19 protein-coding genes are annotated in these 15,394 nt (G+C 54.3%); 16 read left to right on the top strand and 3 right to left on the bottom strand.

From position 1 onward, the window contains the following. The first annotated feature begins 3 nt into the window (after window positions 1–3). The 7 genes from zwf (at window position 4) to ACULM0_RS02060 (ending at window position 5,793) form a co-directional block, all read left to right on the top strand. Window positions 4–1,398, top strand: coding sequence for a glucose-6-phosphate dehydrogenase (gene zwf, locus ACULM0_RS02090; protein ID WP_463678804.1), 1,395 nt, complete (start codon window positions 4–6; stop codon window positions 1,396–1,398). 1 nt (window position 1,399) lies between these two features. Beyond that, the gene (locus tag ACULM0_RS02085) at window positions 1,400–2,014 is read left to right on the top strand and encodes a cyclase family protein (protein WP_463678803.1); all 615 of its coding nucleotides are present in this window, start codon (window positions 1,400–1,402) and stop codon (window positions 2,012–2,014) included. A gap of 4 nt (window positions 2,015–2,018) precedes the next feature. Then, window positions 2,019–2,867 (top strand): Mbeg1-like protein, encoded by an 849-nt coding sequence (locus ACULM0_RS02080; RefSeq protein WP_463678802.1) that lies wholly within the window; start codon window positions 2,019–2,021, stop codon window positions 2,865–2,867. Next, the gene (locus ACULM0_RS02075; protein WP_463678801.1) at window positions 2,868–3,065 is read left to right on the top strand and encodes a hypothetical protein; all 198 of its coding nucleotides are present in this window, start codon (window positions 2,868–2,870) and stop codon (window positions 3,063–3,065) included. Window positions 3,066–3,135: 70 nt separating this feature from the next. Further along, a complete protein-coding gene (locus ACULM0_RS02070) occupies window positions 3,136–3,612 on the top strand; it encodes a ferritin family protein (protein ID WP_463678800.1) in 477 nt (158 codons plus the stop codon). 151 nt (window positions 3,613–3,763) lie between these two features. Then, the gene (lpdA, locus tag ACULM0_RS02065) at window positions 3,764–5,161 is read left to right on the top strand and encodes a dihydrolipoyl dehydrogenase (RefSeq protein WP_463678799.1); all 1,398 of its coding nucleotides are present in this window, start codon (window positions 3,764–3,766) and stop codon (window positions 5,159–5,161) included. Then, complete coding sequence (locus ACULM0_RS02060) at window positions 5,161–5,793, top strand: nitroreductase family protein (RefSeq protein ID WP_463678798.1); 633 nt, start codon at window positions 5,161–5,163, stop codon at window positions 5,791–5,793. Before lpdA ends, ACULM0_RS02060 begins: the two co-directional genes overlap by 1 nt. 257 nt (window positions 5,794–6,050) lie before the next feature. Here ACULM0_RS02060 and deoD read toward each other — a convergent pair whose 3' ends face one another. Next, window positions 6,051–6,746 (bottom strand): purine-nucleoside phosphorylase, encoded by a 696-nt coding sequence (gene deoD, locus ACULM0_RS02055; RefSeq protein ID WP_463678797.1) that lies wholly within the window; start codon window positions 6,744–6,746, stop codon window positions 6,051–6,053. A 107-nt stretch (window positions 6,747–6,853) separates the two neighbouring features. On the opposite strand from deoD, the gene ACULM0_RS02050 reads away from it, so the two are divergent. Further along, window positions 6,854–7,966: a glycerate kinase family protein gene (locus ACULM0_RS02050; RefSeq protein WP_463678796.1), complete on the top strand. Its 1,113-nt coding sequence runs from the start codon at window positions 6,854–6,856 to the stop codon at window positions 7,964–7,966. After that, window positions 7,963–8,538 (top strand): class I SAM-dependent methyltransferase, encoded by a 576-nt coding sequence (locus ACULM0_RS02045; RefSeq protein WP_463678795.1) that lies wholly within the window; start codon window positions 7,963–7,965, stop codon window positions 8,536–8,538. The genes ACULM0_RS02050 and ACULM0_RS02045 overlap by 4 nt, the downstream gene beginning before the upstream one ends. On the opposite strand, the gene ACULM0_RS02040 is transcribed toward ACULM0_RS02045, so the two are convergent. Next, the gene (locus tag ACULM0_RS02040) at window positions 8,486–9,424 is read right to left on the bottom strand and encodes a DMT family transporter (RefSeq protein ID WP_463678794.1); all 939 of its coding nucleotides are present in this window, start codon (window positions 9,422–9,424) and stop codon (window positions 8,486–8,488) included. The two genes, ACULM0_RS02045 and ACULM0_RS02040, sit on opposite strands and share 53 nt — an antisense overlap. A 109-nt stretch (window positions 9,425–9,533) precedes the next feature. Here ACULM0_RS02040 and ACULM0_RS02035 point away from each other — a divergent pair, with 109 nt between their 5' ends. Then, on the top strand, window positions 9,534–10,433 hold the full coding sequence (locus tag ACULM0_RS02035; RefSeq protein WP_463678793.1) for a DMT family transporter: 900 nt from the start codon (window positions 9,534–9,536) through the stop codon (window positions 10,431–10,433). Continuing rightward, window positions 10,426–10,989: a nitroreductase family protein gene (locus ACULM0_RS02030; protein WP_463678792.1), complete on the top strand. Its 564-nt coding sequence runs from the start codon at window positions 10,426–10,428 to the stop codon at window positions 10,987–10,989. Before ACULM0_RS02035 ends, ACULM0_RS02030 begins: the two co-directional genes overlap by 8 nt. A 37-nt stretch (window positions 10,990–11,026) precedes the next feature. Here the strand turns inward: ACULM0_RS02030 and ACULM0_RS02025 are convergent, their stop codons facing one another. Next, window positions 11,027–11,272 (bottom strand): hypothetical protein, encoded by a 246-nt coding sequence (locus tag ACULM0_RS02025; protein ID WP_463678791.1) that lies wholly within the window; start codon window positions 11,270–11,272, stop codon window positions 11,027–11,029. Between the two features lie 106 nt (window positions 11,273–11,378). Here ACULM0_RS02025 and ACULM0_RS02020 point away from each other — a divergent pair, with 106 nt between their 5' ends. From ACULM0_RS02020 to ACULM0_RS02000, 5 genes are read left to right on the top strand one after another with little or no spacing between them, the layout of a single operon-like run. Further along, window positions 11,379–12,998: a putative manganese-dependent inorganic diphosphatase gene (locus tag ACULM0_RS02020; protein WP_463678790.1), complete on the top strand. Its 1,620-nt coding sequence runs from the start codon at window positions 11,379–11,381 to the stop codon at window positions 12,996–12,998. Continuing rightward, window positions 12,985–13,638, top strand: a complete 654-nt coding sequence (locus ACULM0_RS02015; protein WP_463678789.1) for a hypothetical protein — start codon at window positions 12,985–12,987, stop codon at window positions 13,636–13,638. Before ACULM0_RS02020 ends, ACULM0_RS02015 begins: the two co-directional genes overlap by 14 nt. Then, window positions 13,628–14,095 carry a GNAT family N-acetyltransferase gene (locus tag ACULM0_RS02010; RefSeq protein WP_463678788.1) on the top strand — a complete coding sequence of 156 codons (468 nt, stop codon included), beginning with the start codon at window positions 13,628–13,630 and terminating at the stop codon, window positions 14,093–14,095. The genes ACULM0_RS02015 and ACULM0_RS02010 overlap by 11 nt, the downstream gene beginning before the upstream one ends. After that, a complete protein-coding gene (sfsA, locus tag ACULM0_RS02005) occupies window positions 14,085–14,780 on the top strand; it encodes a DNA/RNA nuclease SfsA (protein WP_463678787.1) in 696 nt (231 codons plus the stop codon). Before ACULM0_RS02010 ends, sfsA begins: the two co-directional genes overlap by 11 nt. After that, the gene (locus ACULM0_RS02000) at window positions 14,773–15,315 is read left to right on the top strand and encodes a cob(I)yrinic acid a,c-diamide adenosyltransferase (RefSeq protein ID WP_463678786.1); all 543 of its coding nucleotides are present in this window, start codon (window positions 14,773–14,775) and stop codon (window positions 15,313–15,315) included. The genes sfsA and ACULM0_RS02000 overlap by 8 nt, the downstream gene beginning before the upstream one ends. Window positions 15,316–15,394: the final 79 nt, after the last annotated feature.

Here is a 15,394-nt window from a genome sequence, read left to right as displayed (position 1 = left end):
TCCATGGAAGCTAAAAAAATGATTGCAAACCAGGTGGTGATCTTTGGAGGAACGGGAAACCTGACCTTTCATAAACTGCTCCCAGCCCTCCACGAGATCCAAATGAGCCCAGATGAGCATATCAATGAACTAAGAATTCTGGCCATCGGTCGCAGGGAACTGGATGATGCGGGCTACCGTGAACGCGTGAAGCAGCGTACCGACATTGATGATGGGGACTTTACCGATCGAATCGGGTACCACCGCATGGTTTTTGAAGAGACAAGGGGCTATGAAAGGCTACACGAGCGTCTCGATGAAGGACCGCGGGTTTTCTACCTGGCCACCTCTCCTGAGTATTTTGGAACCATCGCAGAGCACCTGAGGGACGCCGGACTCGTCCGAGAAAAGGACCGCGTGGTCTTCGAAAAACCCTTTGGATCCGATCTGGCGTCGGCCACGGCGATCAACGAAGCCCTTGCCAAGACCTTTCACGAGGAGAATATCTACCGGATCGATCACTATCTCGGCAAGGAAATGATCCAGAACATCATGGTCCTGCGGTTCGGTAACCGGATTTTCGATTCCGTTTGGCAGAACTACGACATCGAACACGTGCAGATTATCGTAAAGGAGAAGGAGGGCATCGGTGAACGCGGCGGCTACTATGACGATGCCGGGGCGTTGAGAGATATGGTGCAGAGCCACCTCCTGCAGATGCTGGCGCTGGTCGCCATGGAAAAGCCGCTGGACTACGAGACAGAGTACATCCGCGATGAAAAGGTCAAGGTGCTCCGTTCGCTCCGGATTGAAAACCCCTCGGATGATCTCGTCTTCGGACAGTACGAGGGCTATCTCGAAGAGGAACACGTGGCACCTGATTCGGATACAGAAAGCTTTGTGGCCCTAAAAATGGCTATCGATAATCCCCGGTGGCGTGGTGTACCCTTTTATCTCAAAACAGGGAAAGCCCTAGAAGAGAAGAGGGCGGAGATCATCATCCGCTTTAAATGCGGCGATGATGATTACAGTGCTGAACAGGTGGCCAACAATCTGTTGATCCTCAAGATCCAACCAGAGGAGGGCGTCTACTTTCGGATTAACGTCAAGGAACCTGGTATGAACGACAAGGTGATTCAGGAGAGCATGGAATACTGCCAGTCTTGCAAGATCGGTTTTAAGTCCATCGGAGCCTATGAGAAGCTGCTCGCCGATGTGCTGCGCGGTGAAAGAACGCTCTTCACCCGCTGGGATGAACTCGAACAGGCCTGGCGTGTGATCGATGAGATCCGTCATTGGCGCAACAAGTACCAACTCCCCCTCCACAAGTATGAACAGCACACAGAGGGGCCGCAGTCGAGCCTACAGTTGCTCAGTCGCGATGGACTCTACTGGATAAACGGAAGGGTGGTAGACTGATATGAAATTGATCGACATCTCCATGCCCGTGCATGCCGATATGATGGTCTATAAAAATAAAGAAGAAAAGCGTCCCATTCTTCATCAGAGTACTTCGGGACATTCGACGGAAACGATGCTGACCATGAACCTGCATACCGGCACCCATGTGGATGCACCGCTTCACATGATGCCCGGTGGTGGGACCATCGATAGTACCTATACGCTCGACACCTTCTGGGGCAGAGCCTTTGTGGTCGATCTATCCCACCTTGAAGAAAAGGTGGATGCTCCAGCGGTGGAGGGACTCGACCTAGATGGCGTGGACTGGCTGTTGCTGAAGACACGCAATTCCAGCGAAACCGTTTTCGATTTTACCTTTGTCTATTTAGAAAAAGAAGCGGCCCAGATCTTGGCCCACCGTGGGCTAAAGGGTGTGGGCATCGATGGGCTGGGCATCGAGCGAGCCCAGGAAGGACATCCCACCCACAAAATCCTATTATCGGAAGGCGTCTGTATCTTAGAGGGTTTGAGACTGGAACATGTGGCAGAAGGGTACTACGACTTCTTTGCCCTACCCATAGCCATCGATAACGTGGAGGCCGCGCCGGTTCGGGCGGTACTCATTGAAGGGTGATCAAATGGCCTCACTCATGCAGTTGAAAACACTTGTGGAGTGCACGTACATACCGCTCGCAGAGATGCCAGTTCCCTTTGGAGAGGTTGACCGAGGTGTCAAACGACGCGTGGTGGACCGGGTGGGTGAGAAGGGGTTCGACAGCATCGCAGAAATGCGGCTGGTGCACGTTGCTTCTGCGTCCAGTGGGTTCAAAGCGATGGTCTTTGAATCGCAGGAGGAAAAAATCATAGCCTTCTGCGGTACGGATTTTCTACATGAGCCGATCAAAGACCTGCTTCTCACGGATCTGAATCTGGTGTTCGGCAAACGCTCCATTGATGAACTCGAGCAGATGAGGGATGCCCTCACCTTTATCGACGACATCGCTTCATGGGAGGGAGAGATGGTCCTGACCGGCCACTCCCTTGGCGGGACGATCGTGCAGTATCTTTTCGCCCGGCGACCTTCACTCAAGGATTTTGCTAGGGGCATCACCTTTAACCCGGCTGGCATCAGCCATTTTATCGGTGATGAGACGGAGAAGTCGTATCCCATCGTGAATTATGTGATCGCCGGGGATCTCGTGGGGGATTTTTCTTCTATGCTGGCGGATATCGAGAGCGCCAAGCGACGCATCGTGGGGTACGTCTCGGAAACAGAAAGCCCAACAATACCCCGTTTGTTACAGCGCGAAGTGGATTTACTCGCGAAACGTTTGACAGAAGCCAGAATCGACGGGTCCTACCGGCATCTGGGTGAAGTGGTCAAGTTCAATCTTCCGAACAAAACCATCCGCCGACATGCCTTGTCGCAGTTCGACCGGTTTCTAGAAGAGAAAGAAGGTCTCGAATCCGAAAACCACACAGGATGAGTGGAGAAACTAACTATCATTCATGCGAGTCCTCTGATCAATCGGATGGGCGAAAAGACCGCCCATAGGATCAGCCTTTCGCCCGAGGTTCTTCAGATCATGATCGATGAACACAGACGGGCTCTCGTAGAGAATCCCCTAGGCGGTGTGCTCTACGAAACCAAGGCGAGGGGTAAGAATAAAATGGTATTCGGATGAGTATCCACACCAACAGAGGGTATCCATAGGATGGAGTACACAGTACAGTCCGTATAAGGAGGTAGTGATCTTGAAAAAGTACAATGCCAAGGAACTCATTGAGCTCATTGCAGAGGGTGAACAGGAAGTGGCCAAGCTTTACCACGATCTGGCGTCAAAAATGAACGAGTCTAAATCAAAGGCTGTTTTTGAGAAACTGGCGGGGGATGAGGAACGGCATGAAAAGATCTACCGTGCCTTGCTCAAGCGTCTCGATGGGCAGTTGGAAGTTGATCTGACCGACGAAGACCATGAGTTCACACGCTCGCTGATCGATTATAATTTATTCCGAAACGAAGGCATGAAGAAGCGCTTCGTAAAAGAACGAGCGCTGGTTTTGGCAGAGCGTATCGAACGGGACACACTGCTCATGGTCAACCAGCTGGCTGATTTCTTCCCGAATATCGCAGAAGAAGAGCTTAAGATTATCAAGGCGGAGGAGAAAAAGCACCTCTCGACCGTCATGCAGATGCAGCAAGACGCACAGCTCCACAATTTGATGTTATGATTGCAAAGGACCTTCGGGTCCTTTTTTCGTGTTTTCTCATCGGTACACAAGCCCCCGATGGCATGATATAATGGCGGGGAACGACAAAAAATGAACCAGAGGATATGATGCCCGTTTGCGGGCTGAAGAGATGACCAAAGGGGGATTCAATGTGAGAAAATATGATGTGCTGGTGATCGGCGGTGGACCCGGTGGTTATGTCGCTGCGATCAGAGGTGCTCAACTCGGTTTATCCGTTGGCCTCGTGGAAGACCACAAGATCGGCGGTACATGTTTGAACTACGGATGTATCCCGACCAAAGCGCTCTATCGACAGTCGGAAGTGATGGATCTTTTATCAGAAGCCAAACAGTTCGGCATTCAAATCGAAGGCTTTCGAGTCGATCTAGACGTGATACGCGCACGCAAGAACGCTGTGGTCGATGAGCTCGTGGGTGGCATCGTTCAGTTGCTCGCGGCCAATGGTGTCGAGGTCATCGATGGATTTGCGACCTTCGAGGATCAAAAAACACTACGGGTGAAAGACGAGCTGTACGGGGCAGACCATGTGGTGATCGCCACGGGATCTCGACCGGCGCTGCCACCCATACCGGGGCTGGACCTGCCGGGGGTCATGACCTCCAGAGAAGCCTTAGAACTCCACGGGATTCCCGAACGCCTGGCGGTGATCGGTGGCGGTGTCATCGGGATGGAAATGGCCGAGATCTATCGGGCCCTCGGATCTTCGGTTACCGTATACGAAGGGGAGAAGCAGATTCTCAGCCAGATAGACAAGGATCTGACCAAGCGGTTGCAGCTAAGCCTCAAGCGCAAGGGCCTCACACTGGAAACAGGCACTCTCGTTCGGAAGATCGAACAGGAGGGGGACCTGTGCATGCTCCACACAGAAAAGAAGAACAAGGAATGCGTGACATCCTTTAACGCTGTGCTCGTGGCCACAGGACGTCGGCCCAATACCGAAGGACTCGGCCTCGAGCGGCTGGAGGTGGCGATGGACCAAGGGGCCATCGTGGTGAACGACGCCTTTGAGACGAGTGTTCCCGGCCTTTACGCTGTCGGCGATGTCAACGGACGTTGTCTACTCGCCCATGCGGCCAGCCACCAGGGAATCGACGTGATGGAACGCATCGCTGGGCATGCACCGGCGATCAATCACGCTTTGTTCCCCAATTGTATCTTCATCGATCCTGAGATTGCGACCTGCGGGCTTTCCGAAGACCAGGCGAAGGCTGCTGGGATCGCCGTCAAAGTCTCTAAGGTGCCTTTTGCAGCTAACGGGAAGGCCCTGGCGCTCGGAAAGACGGAAGGGCTCGTGAAGATCATCGCTTCTGAGGAGGAGGTCATTTTGGGTTGTCAGATCATGGGTCAGGGGGCTTCGGTCATGATCCACGAGGCCATGGTGGCCATCGATCGGAAAATGACGGCCAAGGAGATCCACCAGATTATCCACGCCCATCCCACCCTCAGCGAGACCTTTATGGAAGCCGTGGCAGCCATCGGCGGTGAGGCGATCCACCAGGTGCCCAAGAAAAAGAAGGGACGGTCCTAATGCATCCACTTTTCGAAAGACGTATCAGCGTCCGCGACTTCACAGACCAAGTCGTTCCTGAGGAAGACATCCGGTCGATCGTCGAGGCGGCCACGCAGGCGCCCTCGGGGAAGAACGTTCAGAACTGGCGGTTTGTCGTGGTGCGTAACCCGGGTGTGATCGCGCGTATGGCTCAAGTGGTCCGGGAGGAGAACAGACGACTGAGTGAAGCGGGGGCCTCTGCACCCGATACCGAACGCTTCTCCAAGATGATGAAGTACCATAGTCTTTTCGATCGCGCCCCGGTGGTGGTGCTAATTTACTCGAGCGACTACGCGAGCACGGGGCTGAGCCAACACCAGGCCATGGGATCGCCTGATGCGGTGCTCGAGGCCATCGATCGCCCGAAACCCGGCATCCAAAATGCCGCTGCGGCCATGGCCTTCCTGCAGCTGGCCGCAGCGGATCTCGGTTACGGGACCTGTTGGATGACCGGCCCACTCTACGCCCGCGAGGCCATCGAGGCCCTGATCGGCTTCGATGAACCTGGCTTCTTTCTCACCTGTCTCACCCCCCTTGGTGTGCCCGAGAAGTGGCCGTCGCGTAGACCCAAGCGACGGCCCATCGAGGAGGTTCTCACCTTTATCGACTAGAACACCGCGCGGGCAACGAGGCGCCCTAGGAGAAAGCAAAGCGTGGTGGCGATCAGCGCGAAGGTCCTCTCGCTGTCCATCGTTCTCCTAGTGGTTACGCGGTGGTGTTTTGCGAGAAGGTGGGTCCATCCATCTCCAGTCAGGGTCACCACCTGAAGGACGGTGCAGGTGTTGAAGCGCATGATGTCGCATGAGGATTGTAATTAAAAAAATGTCGCCCTATCCGAGGACCGGATAGGGCGACGCTTCTTTTGTTCTTATAAATCGAGCGCGAGTCGGATCATCTCGTCGAAGCGCTTTTCCTTCATTTCCTTGGAAACTTCTTCTCCTGTGTACACGTGGTCGGAGACCGTGAGGAGGGTCAGGGCGTCGACATTATACTCCTGGGCGATAGTGAAAAGCGCCGTGGACTCCATCTCGACACCAATCACATTGTACTTCTTCCAGAGATCAAAATGGTCGGGCTGCGGATGGTAGAAATGATCAGTGGTCAGAATGCTTCCGGCGTGGTAGGTCAGCCCCATTCTATCGGCCGTTTCCACAGCGGACTTGAACAGTCGAAAACTCGGTGTAGGAGCGTACTGCTTGAACCCGAAGGCCAGCTGGTTCATGGAAGAATCACTCGAAGCGCTCATGGGGATCACGATATCCATGAGTTTGACATCTTCCTTTATACCCCCACAAGATCCGATGCGGATCAGCTCCTTGACACCGTACTCCTTGATCAGTTCGTTAACGTAGATGGCGATCGATGGGACCCCCATCCCCGTTCCCTGAACGGAGACGCGCTTGCCTTTATAGGTGCCGGTGTATCCGTTCATACCCCGGGTAAAGTTGTACTGTGTGACATCGTCGAGGTAGGTCTCGGCGATGTATTTAGCTCTTAGCGGATCGCCCGGTAGCAGAATGCGATCGGCCACGTCACCGCGTTTTCCATCGATATGGACACTCATGTGCTCAGCTCCTTTTCTCTCCTGTAGTCTGTGTGCTCTATTCATGATATCATAGTTAGAAAAGATGCGTCAGCAGAAAACTACACAATTCGCAAGGAGGAGCGCCCTTGAAAATTTGTATCATTCCCGATGGGTTTAAAGAAAGTCTACAACAGGAAGGGGTCGCCAACGCCATCGAGAGGGGGGTCCTCCGTCGGAAACCCGACGCAAAGGTGCACAAGATTCCACTGGGTGACGGGGGAGAGGGGACCATGGCGTCGATTGCCTCCCTGATCGGGGGCAGGTATGTGGACCTAGAGGCCACCGGCCCCCTCGGCAATCGGATCGAGGCGCGTTATCTTGATCTTGACGATCACCGTGCCTACCTTGAGATGGCCGAGGTCGCGGGGATCGGACATTTGGCGTCCGATGAGAAGAATCCAGAGCGCACGACGACTTACGGTGTGGGTGAGATGCTTCTCCATGCAGCGGCGATGGGATTTGATCGCATCACCCTGGGCATCGGGGGTAGCGCCACGAGCGACGGTGGGCTCGGTATGCTGAGAGCACTGGGCTACCGTTTACTAGACGAAAGCGGAAGGGAGCTCGCGGGCTATGGAGAGGATCTTTACGCCCTCCAAGAAATCCACCCGCCTACGGAAGACCCACTGGCCGGTGTGACGATCGAGGTGCTCTGCGATGTGGACAACCCCCTCTACGGTCTCCAGGGAGCTGCCCATGTCTATGCGCCTCAAAAGGGTGCCGATCCCGCCATGGTCCGTAGGCTCGATCGCGGTCTCCGACGGTTGGGGGCACTCATCGGAGACCACGACAGCCGAGCCCCGGGTGCCGGCGCGGCAGGGGGCATCGGGGCCACCCTTTTGTCCTATCTCGGTGCGAAGCTATCGCCTGGGTTCGAAGTGCTTTCCGGGCTCCTGGATCTGGAGGGTCGATTCGCAAGGGAGCAGTACGATCTGGTGGTCACGGCTGAGGGCGTGGTGAACCACCAGACCCTTCGGCAGAAGCTTCCGGTGGGTGTCTTGCGACTCGCTAAGCGACACGGGGTCTACGGGCTCGTCTTGGCAGCGGGACTGGAAGACGGTTACGAACAGCTCCACGAGGTGGCCGACTGCAGCGTGCACTGCGTGCTCAGGCGGATCGTATCGCTGGAACAATCCTTGACAGAGACGAGCGACCTGCTGGAAGCCTTCGTCTACGAATGGATCGGAGGCTTTCGATGAATGGCTACGACCTCTTCATGCTTCCCTTCGAGAAGGGAACTGTTGGAGACCTTAGGCAGCAGATCATGCCCTACGCCTCGGGCGATGTGCTCGAGATTGGCTTCGGCACAGGGGCCAATCTGCCGCATATCAATCGGTCGCTGATTGAAACCTATCGGATTTTGGATCTCGAGCGGCCGGATCATAGCTCCGAACTGATCACAGAAAAAAGGGAAGGCAACGTGATGAGCCTTCCCTTTGCATCGGAAACGTTTGATACGGTGATTGCAACGTTGCTCTTTTGCTCCGTGGAAGATCCAGGGACCGGTCTCGAGGAGATCCACCGCGTCCTCAAGCCCGGTGGACAGTATCTCTTCATCGAACACGTCCTTCCGGAGCATCCGGTGGCGGCGCCACTTTTCAACGCGGCCACGCCCCTGTGGAAACGCATGGCCTCCGGTTGTCACCTGAACAGACGGACGGGATCCATGATCCGACGGTATTTTGGGGTGGTTTCCTTCGAAAAGGAAAGGGGAATATTCATCGGTGGGCGTGCGACAAAGACGCTAGGAACCCCCGTAAATACAGGTTGATCATGCCGATGCTCGTCAGTCCCAGACTGATCCAGATGAGGGGTGTGAAGCTTTCATCCGGTAAGAACAAGGCCGAGAGCAGGGAGCCTGCGATGGGAATTACGAACTTATAGATGGTGATCTCGCCGGCCGCGTGGTGCATAAGCAGGGCGTACCAAAGAGAGAAGGCAGCTGAAGTGATGAAGCCCCCGTAGAGGAGGAGCCCCAGCCCCGCACCGTTCACCGGGGTGACGCCACCACCCGTGGTCACCCCGAGCAGGACCAGCAAGGTGGAGCCGATTAGCAGCTGGTAGAAATTGACCACAAAGGGATGGTAGCTCTTGATGAGACGCTTCACCAGTAGGATCGCGAAGGCGTTGGTCAGTCCAGCGCCGAGCAGGAAACCCTCGCCCGTCAAACGGAAGACGGGGCGGAAGGTGGCATCGCCACCGAGGTTCAAGATCAGGATCCCTGCGAAGCCCAGGACGATGCCTAGGATCTTGTGTCGGTTCAATCGATCGCCAGTGATAAAAAAATGCGCCACCAGAACGGTAAAAAAAGTGCCCGAAGTCGTGAGGATCGCCGAGATGATCCCGCTGGTGTTGCCGACACCAACGTAGAAGAAGGTGTACTGGAGAAAGGTCTGCAGGAGACCGAGTGCAATGAAGAGGCCAAGATCCTTTTTGCGGATCCTCAGGTCGATCTTAAAGACGGCCGAGGAGACGATACCCACCATGAGAGCGGCGAGGAAAAATCGGAAGCCGGCCAACTGCCATTTCATGGGGACGTTACCAGCCGGTACGGCCAGAACCTTGTAAAGCACTTTGAGCGTGGGGAAGGCACTGCCCCACAGAATCGAGCAGAATATCGCGGTGAAAGCGGCGATTCGCCGGTTCTCTAGTGTCATCAAATCAACTCCTCCAGCCCATTCTACCATTTCTTTCGAGGTTCGAAAGGATTTTTCTCATTTTAAAGCGCTCTCTTGTGCTATGCTAATGAGTAGGGAGGGATTAAGAATGAAAAAAAGCATCAAGGCGGACCTTGCGCTCGTCTTTGTGGCCTTTGTCTGGGGGAGCGGCTTCGTTGCATCTAAATGGGCCCTCGAGGCCTATGCGCCGCTCTATATCATGGCCTTTCGATTCACCTTGGCCTTCTTGTTGATGGCCGCTGTTTTTCACAAAAAACTAGTGGGTATGGAGCCACGTGCCATCAGAGGCGGCCTGATCATCGGCCTATTTTTGTACCTGGCCTTCGCGGCACAGACCGTCGGTCTGCAGTATACCACAGCCTCGAAAAATGCCTTTCTCACGGCGGTTTACGTTGTGATCGTACCTTATTTGTATTGGATCGTCAGCCGCGACCGACCGGATCGTTACAATCTGATCGCTGCCTTCGTCACACTGGCGGGCATCGGTCTCCTTTCGCTTCGTGGTGAGGTTTCTTTCAACCGGGGAGATGCGCTGACGTTGGTCTGCGCTCTAGGTTTCGCCGCGCACATGGTCTCCATCGGAATTTTTGCGAAGGAAGAGGACACCGTGGTCCTCACGATCCTTCAGTTTGGTGTTGCCGCGGGCTTGAGTTGGATCACTGCACCTTTTTTCGATCCATTTCCCACTGCACACAGCTGGTTGAGCTTCGGGAGTATGATGTACCTCGCCGTTTTCAGTACCCTGTTCTGTTTCTTGGTTCAGACGACGGCTCAAAAGTACACGAGCGCCACGCACGCGGCGATCATCCTTTCGTTGGAATCGGTTTTCGGAACGGGTTTGTCAATCCTCTTGCTCTCCGAGCCGCTGACCATTAAAATGGCACTTGGTTTTCTCCTGATCTTTTTGGGTATACTGACGGCAGAGACCAAATGGAATTTTCTACGTAAAAACAAGGGACAAATGAAGGAGGATTTAGCCGGTGATTAGAGAATTAGTCAGAAAGAACCGTTCGTACAGACGTTTCGACCGCAGCGTGAAGTTGACAGAAGAACAGATCCTGGGTTGGATCGATAATGCGCACCTGGCCAGCTCAGCGGCCAACCTACAGCCGCTCAAGTATAAAATTTCTTTGGATGACGAGGGGGAGACAGCAGTATTTCCTCACCTGAAGTGGGCGGGCTACCTGACGGATTGGGCGGGTCCAGAAACGGAAGAGATGCCGACGGCCTATTTGACGGTGGCCCTCGATAAGGAGATAAGCTCCAATCCTTTTTGGGACCATGGCATTGCGGCTCAGACGATCTTGCTCTCCGCCGCTGAAGATGGGTTCGGAGGCTGTATGTTCGGGGCCATCGACAAGCACGGCCTCAGAAAAGCACTCGATCTACCGGATACGCTGGAGATCCTGATGGTCATCGCCTTGGGTAGACCCGTGGAGACGGTGGAGCTCGAACCCTTCACAGGTGACGTGAAGTATCATCGTGACGAAAAGGGCGTTCACTACGTACCGAAACGGGCCCTGGAGGATTTGATCATCCGATAATGAAAAAAAGGAGTAGCGATGGCTTCTAAGGGCCATGCTACTCTTTTTCCAATCGTTCGCCGTAAAGGGTCTCACAGGCTGCGATGGTGGCGGAAAGATTCTGGTGATAGGCTTCGCCCCGTCCGAGCCAGTCGTTACCTTGGAGGACGTAGAGACTGTCGATGAATTCTTTCAGCTTTGCAGTGCCATAGTGGGGATCGTCCGCCATTTTTTTGACCATGCTGAGATAAACCTTGTCATATTGATCGTCAAACTTCTCTTGTGATACGTCTTCGAAAAACACATTGCACCTCCTACGCTACACCTTTGATAATGGACATCACTTTGTATTTAGTATAACCGGAGACAGCCGCCGCTGTAAACCCCTGAACCGAAGGAGAGGTGTTCTCTTGTCCGTAAAAATCTTCGGCCACATCAACCCAGATACCGACAGCATCGCGTCGTCCATTGCCCTCGAGGCTTTGAAACGCGCTATGGGCATGGAGGCACAGGCCTATCGGCTGGGCCCCGTGAACCGTGAGACAGCCTACGTGCTCGAACGTTTCGATCACGACCTACCTCCTCTTTTAGAGGATGTTCGCGTACAGGTCTCGGACCTAGCCTATGACAGGACCCCGGCGATGGGACCTGACGCGTCGATTCTGAAGACCTTTAATTTTATGAAGGACCATAGGATCCGGACGCTCCCGATCATCGATAGCGAGCGCAAGCTCCTCGGGATCGTGACGATGAGGGATATTTCAATGGCCCTTATCACGGGCAACTACTATCGCCTGTCCACGTCTTTTCGTAACATCATCGACGGTCTCAATGCCAAGGTGTATCACCAGGCACACGAAGGGATCGAAGGGAGCATCATGGTAGCAGCCTACCACTACGGGACCTTCAAACGCGAGGTGCCGCTCACCCCTTCCACGGTGATGCTCGTGGGAGACCGCTTCGATGTCATCGAACGGGCGATTGAGCACGGTGTACAGCTGATCATCGTAACCGGAGGATTGGAGGTTTCCGATCATCTGATTGAGCTGGCCTCCGAACGTGGGGTGAGCCTGATCGGTAGCCCCCACGATACTTATATTACCTCCAAGCTGGTCAACCAGCTCAACTACATCCACCAGATCATGAAGTCCAAGCATCTGGTCACATTCCGGGTGTCAGCCTATCTCGAGGAACTGAAAGAAGAGATGCAAACCAACCAACACTCGCGTTATCCCGTGATCGATGAGAACGGTGGTTACCTCGGTACGGTGGCGCGCCGACATATCTTGAACCCAGGACGCAAACGGGTGATCCTCGTGGACCACAACGAATACGGGCAGAGCGCCGAGGGTATCGAGGAAGCGGAGATTCTTGAGGTGGTGGACCACCACAAACTGGGAGACCTCTCTACCCACGTGCCCATCTGCTTTCGCAATATGCCCGTGGGGAGCACCAACACGATCATCTACAGTCTTTACCGTGAGCAGGATATTGCGATCGCACCGCAAATCGCCGGTTTGATGATTGCAGGGATCATCTCCGACACCCTTTACTTCAAGTCTCCGACCACCACCGATCAGGACAAACGCGTCGTGGACGAGCTGCTCGGGCTGATCGATCTGAATCTCGACCAGTTTGCCCTTGACATGTTCAGAGAAGGGACCAAAATCGAAGGGGCTGATGTGGATAGCCTGGTGATGAAGGACTTCAAGGCCTTCAATCTCCACGGTTACAAGGTGGGGATCTGCCAGCTTTTCACGTTGGATATCGAACATCTCTTTGAGCGCAAGGAGGAGATTCTCGAGAAACTCACCAATCTGCACGAGAGTAAGGATCACCATCTCACGCTCATGATGATCACCGACATCATCAAGGAGGGTTCTTACCTCCTCTATGAGGCCCAGAACGAACGTCTGCTTTCCCTGGCCTTCGGCGGCAAGATGCACCAGGGACGCTTTGTAGAAGGTGTCGTTTCCCGAAAGAAACAAACGATACCCCGGTTGCTCGAGGCCTTCAATGTCCTCGGCTAAGCGGAAGCTTCAGTTGCTCTTTTTGATCTTGGTGATCCTCTCTGCCAACACCACGGTACCGGTACTGCTTCGGCCGGTGAACAACTTGATCCACGATCGGGTGGGCCCTGAACCCGAGTTTCCCGGGGACATCACGCAGGCGTTCTCCAAACCCTACCGCTACCACCTGTCCAGTTTCAGGGGTGAACCGGTGACGATCCACTATGGCTTTAGGTCTGCGGACTTGTTCAGCTCGCCCTTCTTTGATCCCGAGAGTCCCTACCTAGGCGCTTTTTACGGTGCCTACGCCTTCGGTCCCGATCGGGAGGTGGATGAGACCCTCTTAAGAGAACTGGTCATTTACGACCTCAAGGGGCTCGTGCTCTCGTCCTTCCATCCGTCGCCTGAAGTGGCTTTTGTCGGTCCCAAAGCACTGCAGACGACCACACCGACCCATGCCTCATGGCGTCCGCGACTTTCGTATCTACAGTACGGGTGGATCTTCCCAAGGGAAGAGGGCGTCCTTGCTACCTATCATTACGATTATTTTTCTCTGGAGACCGGGGAAGGGACTCTTACCTACTATGCGCTTGCTATCGATGAGAGCCTGGTCGACCGTACGATACAAACCTTAAAGGAGGCTGTGGCCAATGCCGATTAGAAGCGCCTGCCGTCGTGATATCCCGGCAATCCAGGGGGTGATCCGCCGCTCGCTAACCCAAGTGAACACCCGTGATTATCCAGATCACGTGATCCGCTTCATGATCACGCACTACAGTGCGGACCGTATCGAGGAAATCATCGATCGTGGTGATCAATTTGTCCTAGAAGAAGAAGGGAAGGTGGTCCTTACCGGAGCTTTGATGGAGAACGAGATCATCGGCCTTTTTTCCGAGCCCACCCTGATGGGTCATGGCCACGGACGCAGGATGATGACTTTTTTAGAAGCTGAACTCGCCGAAAGGGGTCGAGAGCGGGTGATCCTACACGCCAGCTTGACGGCACGTTCTTTCTACGAGGGGCTCGGTTACCAGATGGTGAACGAAGAGGAGGATCCTGACTTCGGACGGAGCACGCTCATGCAAAAAAAGCTTGGAGGCGTTTCTCATGGATTTTAATCCCCTGCAAGGTGTGACCTTCGTCGAGAAGAAGAACCGCTTCGTGGGGATCATTGACGTGGCTGGCAAGCACCACCGCTGTTACATTCCCAACACCGGTCGTCTCAGCGAACTGCTTTTTCCAGGTAACCGGGTCTACGTGGATTACGCTGAAAAAGAGCATCGCAAGACGGCTTATACCCTTCGTTTGACCGAGAAAGGGGACAAGCTCATCAGTATCGACTCCCATATTCCCAATGCATTGGTGATCGAGGCCATTCGCAAGGGACTGCTGCCCTTTGCTCCCGAAAGCACAATCGAGCGGGAGGTAACGGTCCTCAACTCCCGTTTCGACCTATTTCTGCCCGAAACCAAACACCTGATCGAAGTCAAGGGAGTGACCCTCGAAAGGGACGGGATTGCGGCCTTCCCCGACGCTCCGACGCTCCGTGGGACAAAACACCTTCGGGAGTTGGTAGAAGCACGCGCTCTTGGGTATAAGTGTAGTGTCGTCTTCTTGGTCCAGTTTGATTACGCCAGCGTTTTTCGCCCCAATGCATCGATGGATCCTGAATTTGCCAACGCTCTGCGTGATGCTGAAACCGGGGGCGTGACCATCCATGCCGTGGGCTGTACAGTGACCCTAGAAGCGATCGAACCGACCTATACCATACCGATTAACCTGGAGGTGTCCAGTGATGAGTGAAGAGAACAAAGAGATTATCTATACCAAAATTGGCGACAAGGGGAGGACCTCGCTCTTCGATGCCACCGAGATTTTTAAAGACGATAGCCGTGTGGAAGCCTACGGCACCGTGGATGAGTTGAACGCGCTCCTTGGGATCTGCAAGCACTATATCAAGGACGGACCCACGCAGAAGTTTCTCCACGATGTGCAGCGACGATTGTTCGACGTGGGTGCCGAGCTGGCCACCGTGGATACGAGCATCTTGATGCGGACGATCGAGGCGGAAGATGTCGAGGGTATCGAGCATGAGATCGATCGTCTCCTAGCATTTTTCGAGATTCCGGAGTACTTCGTGATCCCGGGTGATAACATCGAGAGCGGTTACTTTCATCTGGCGCGGACCGTCTGCCGGAGGGCAGAGCGACGGATCATACACCTGGCCCATGAAGAGACCATCAATCCAGAGGTCATTCGCTACATCAACCGCCTGTCGGATTACCTCTATTCGCTCAGTCGATACGTAGAAGACAATTATGAAAAAGTGACCTTCTGATCCGCACATTTCGCGGGTCTTTCTTCTTGCCCAATGTTAGTACCAGATACTAATAACTATTGACAACACCTGACTCTAA

Source organism: Halotolerantifilum yawarlongkerapense, assembly GCF_054506745.1.
Note: the sequence above shows the minus strand (reverse complement) of the source record. Positions and strands in the feature narration are given on the sequence as shown.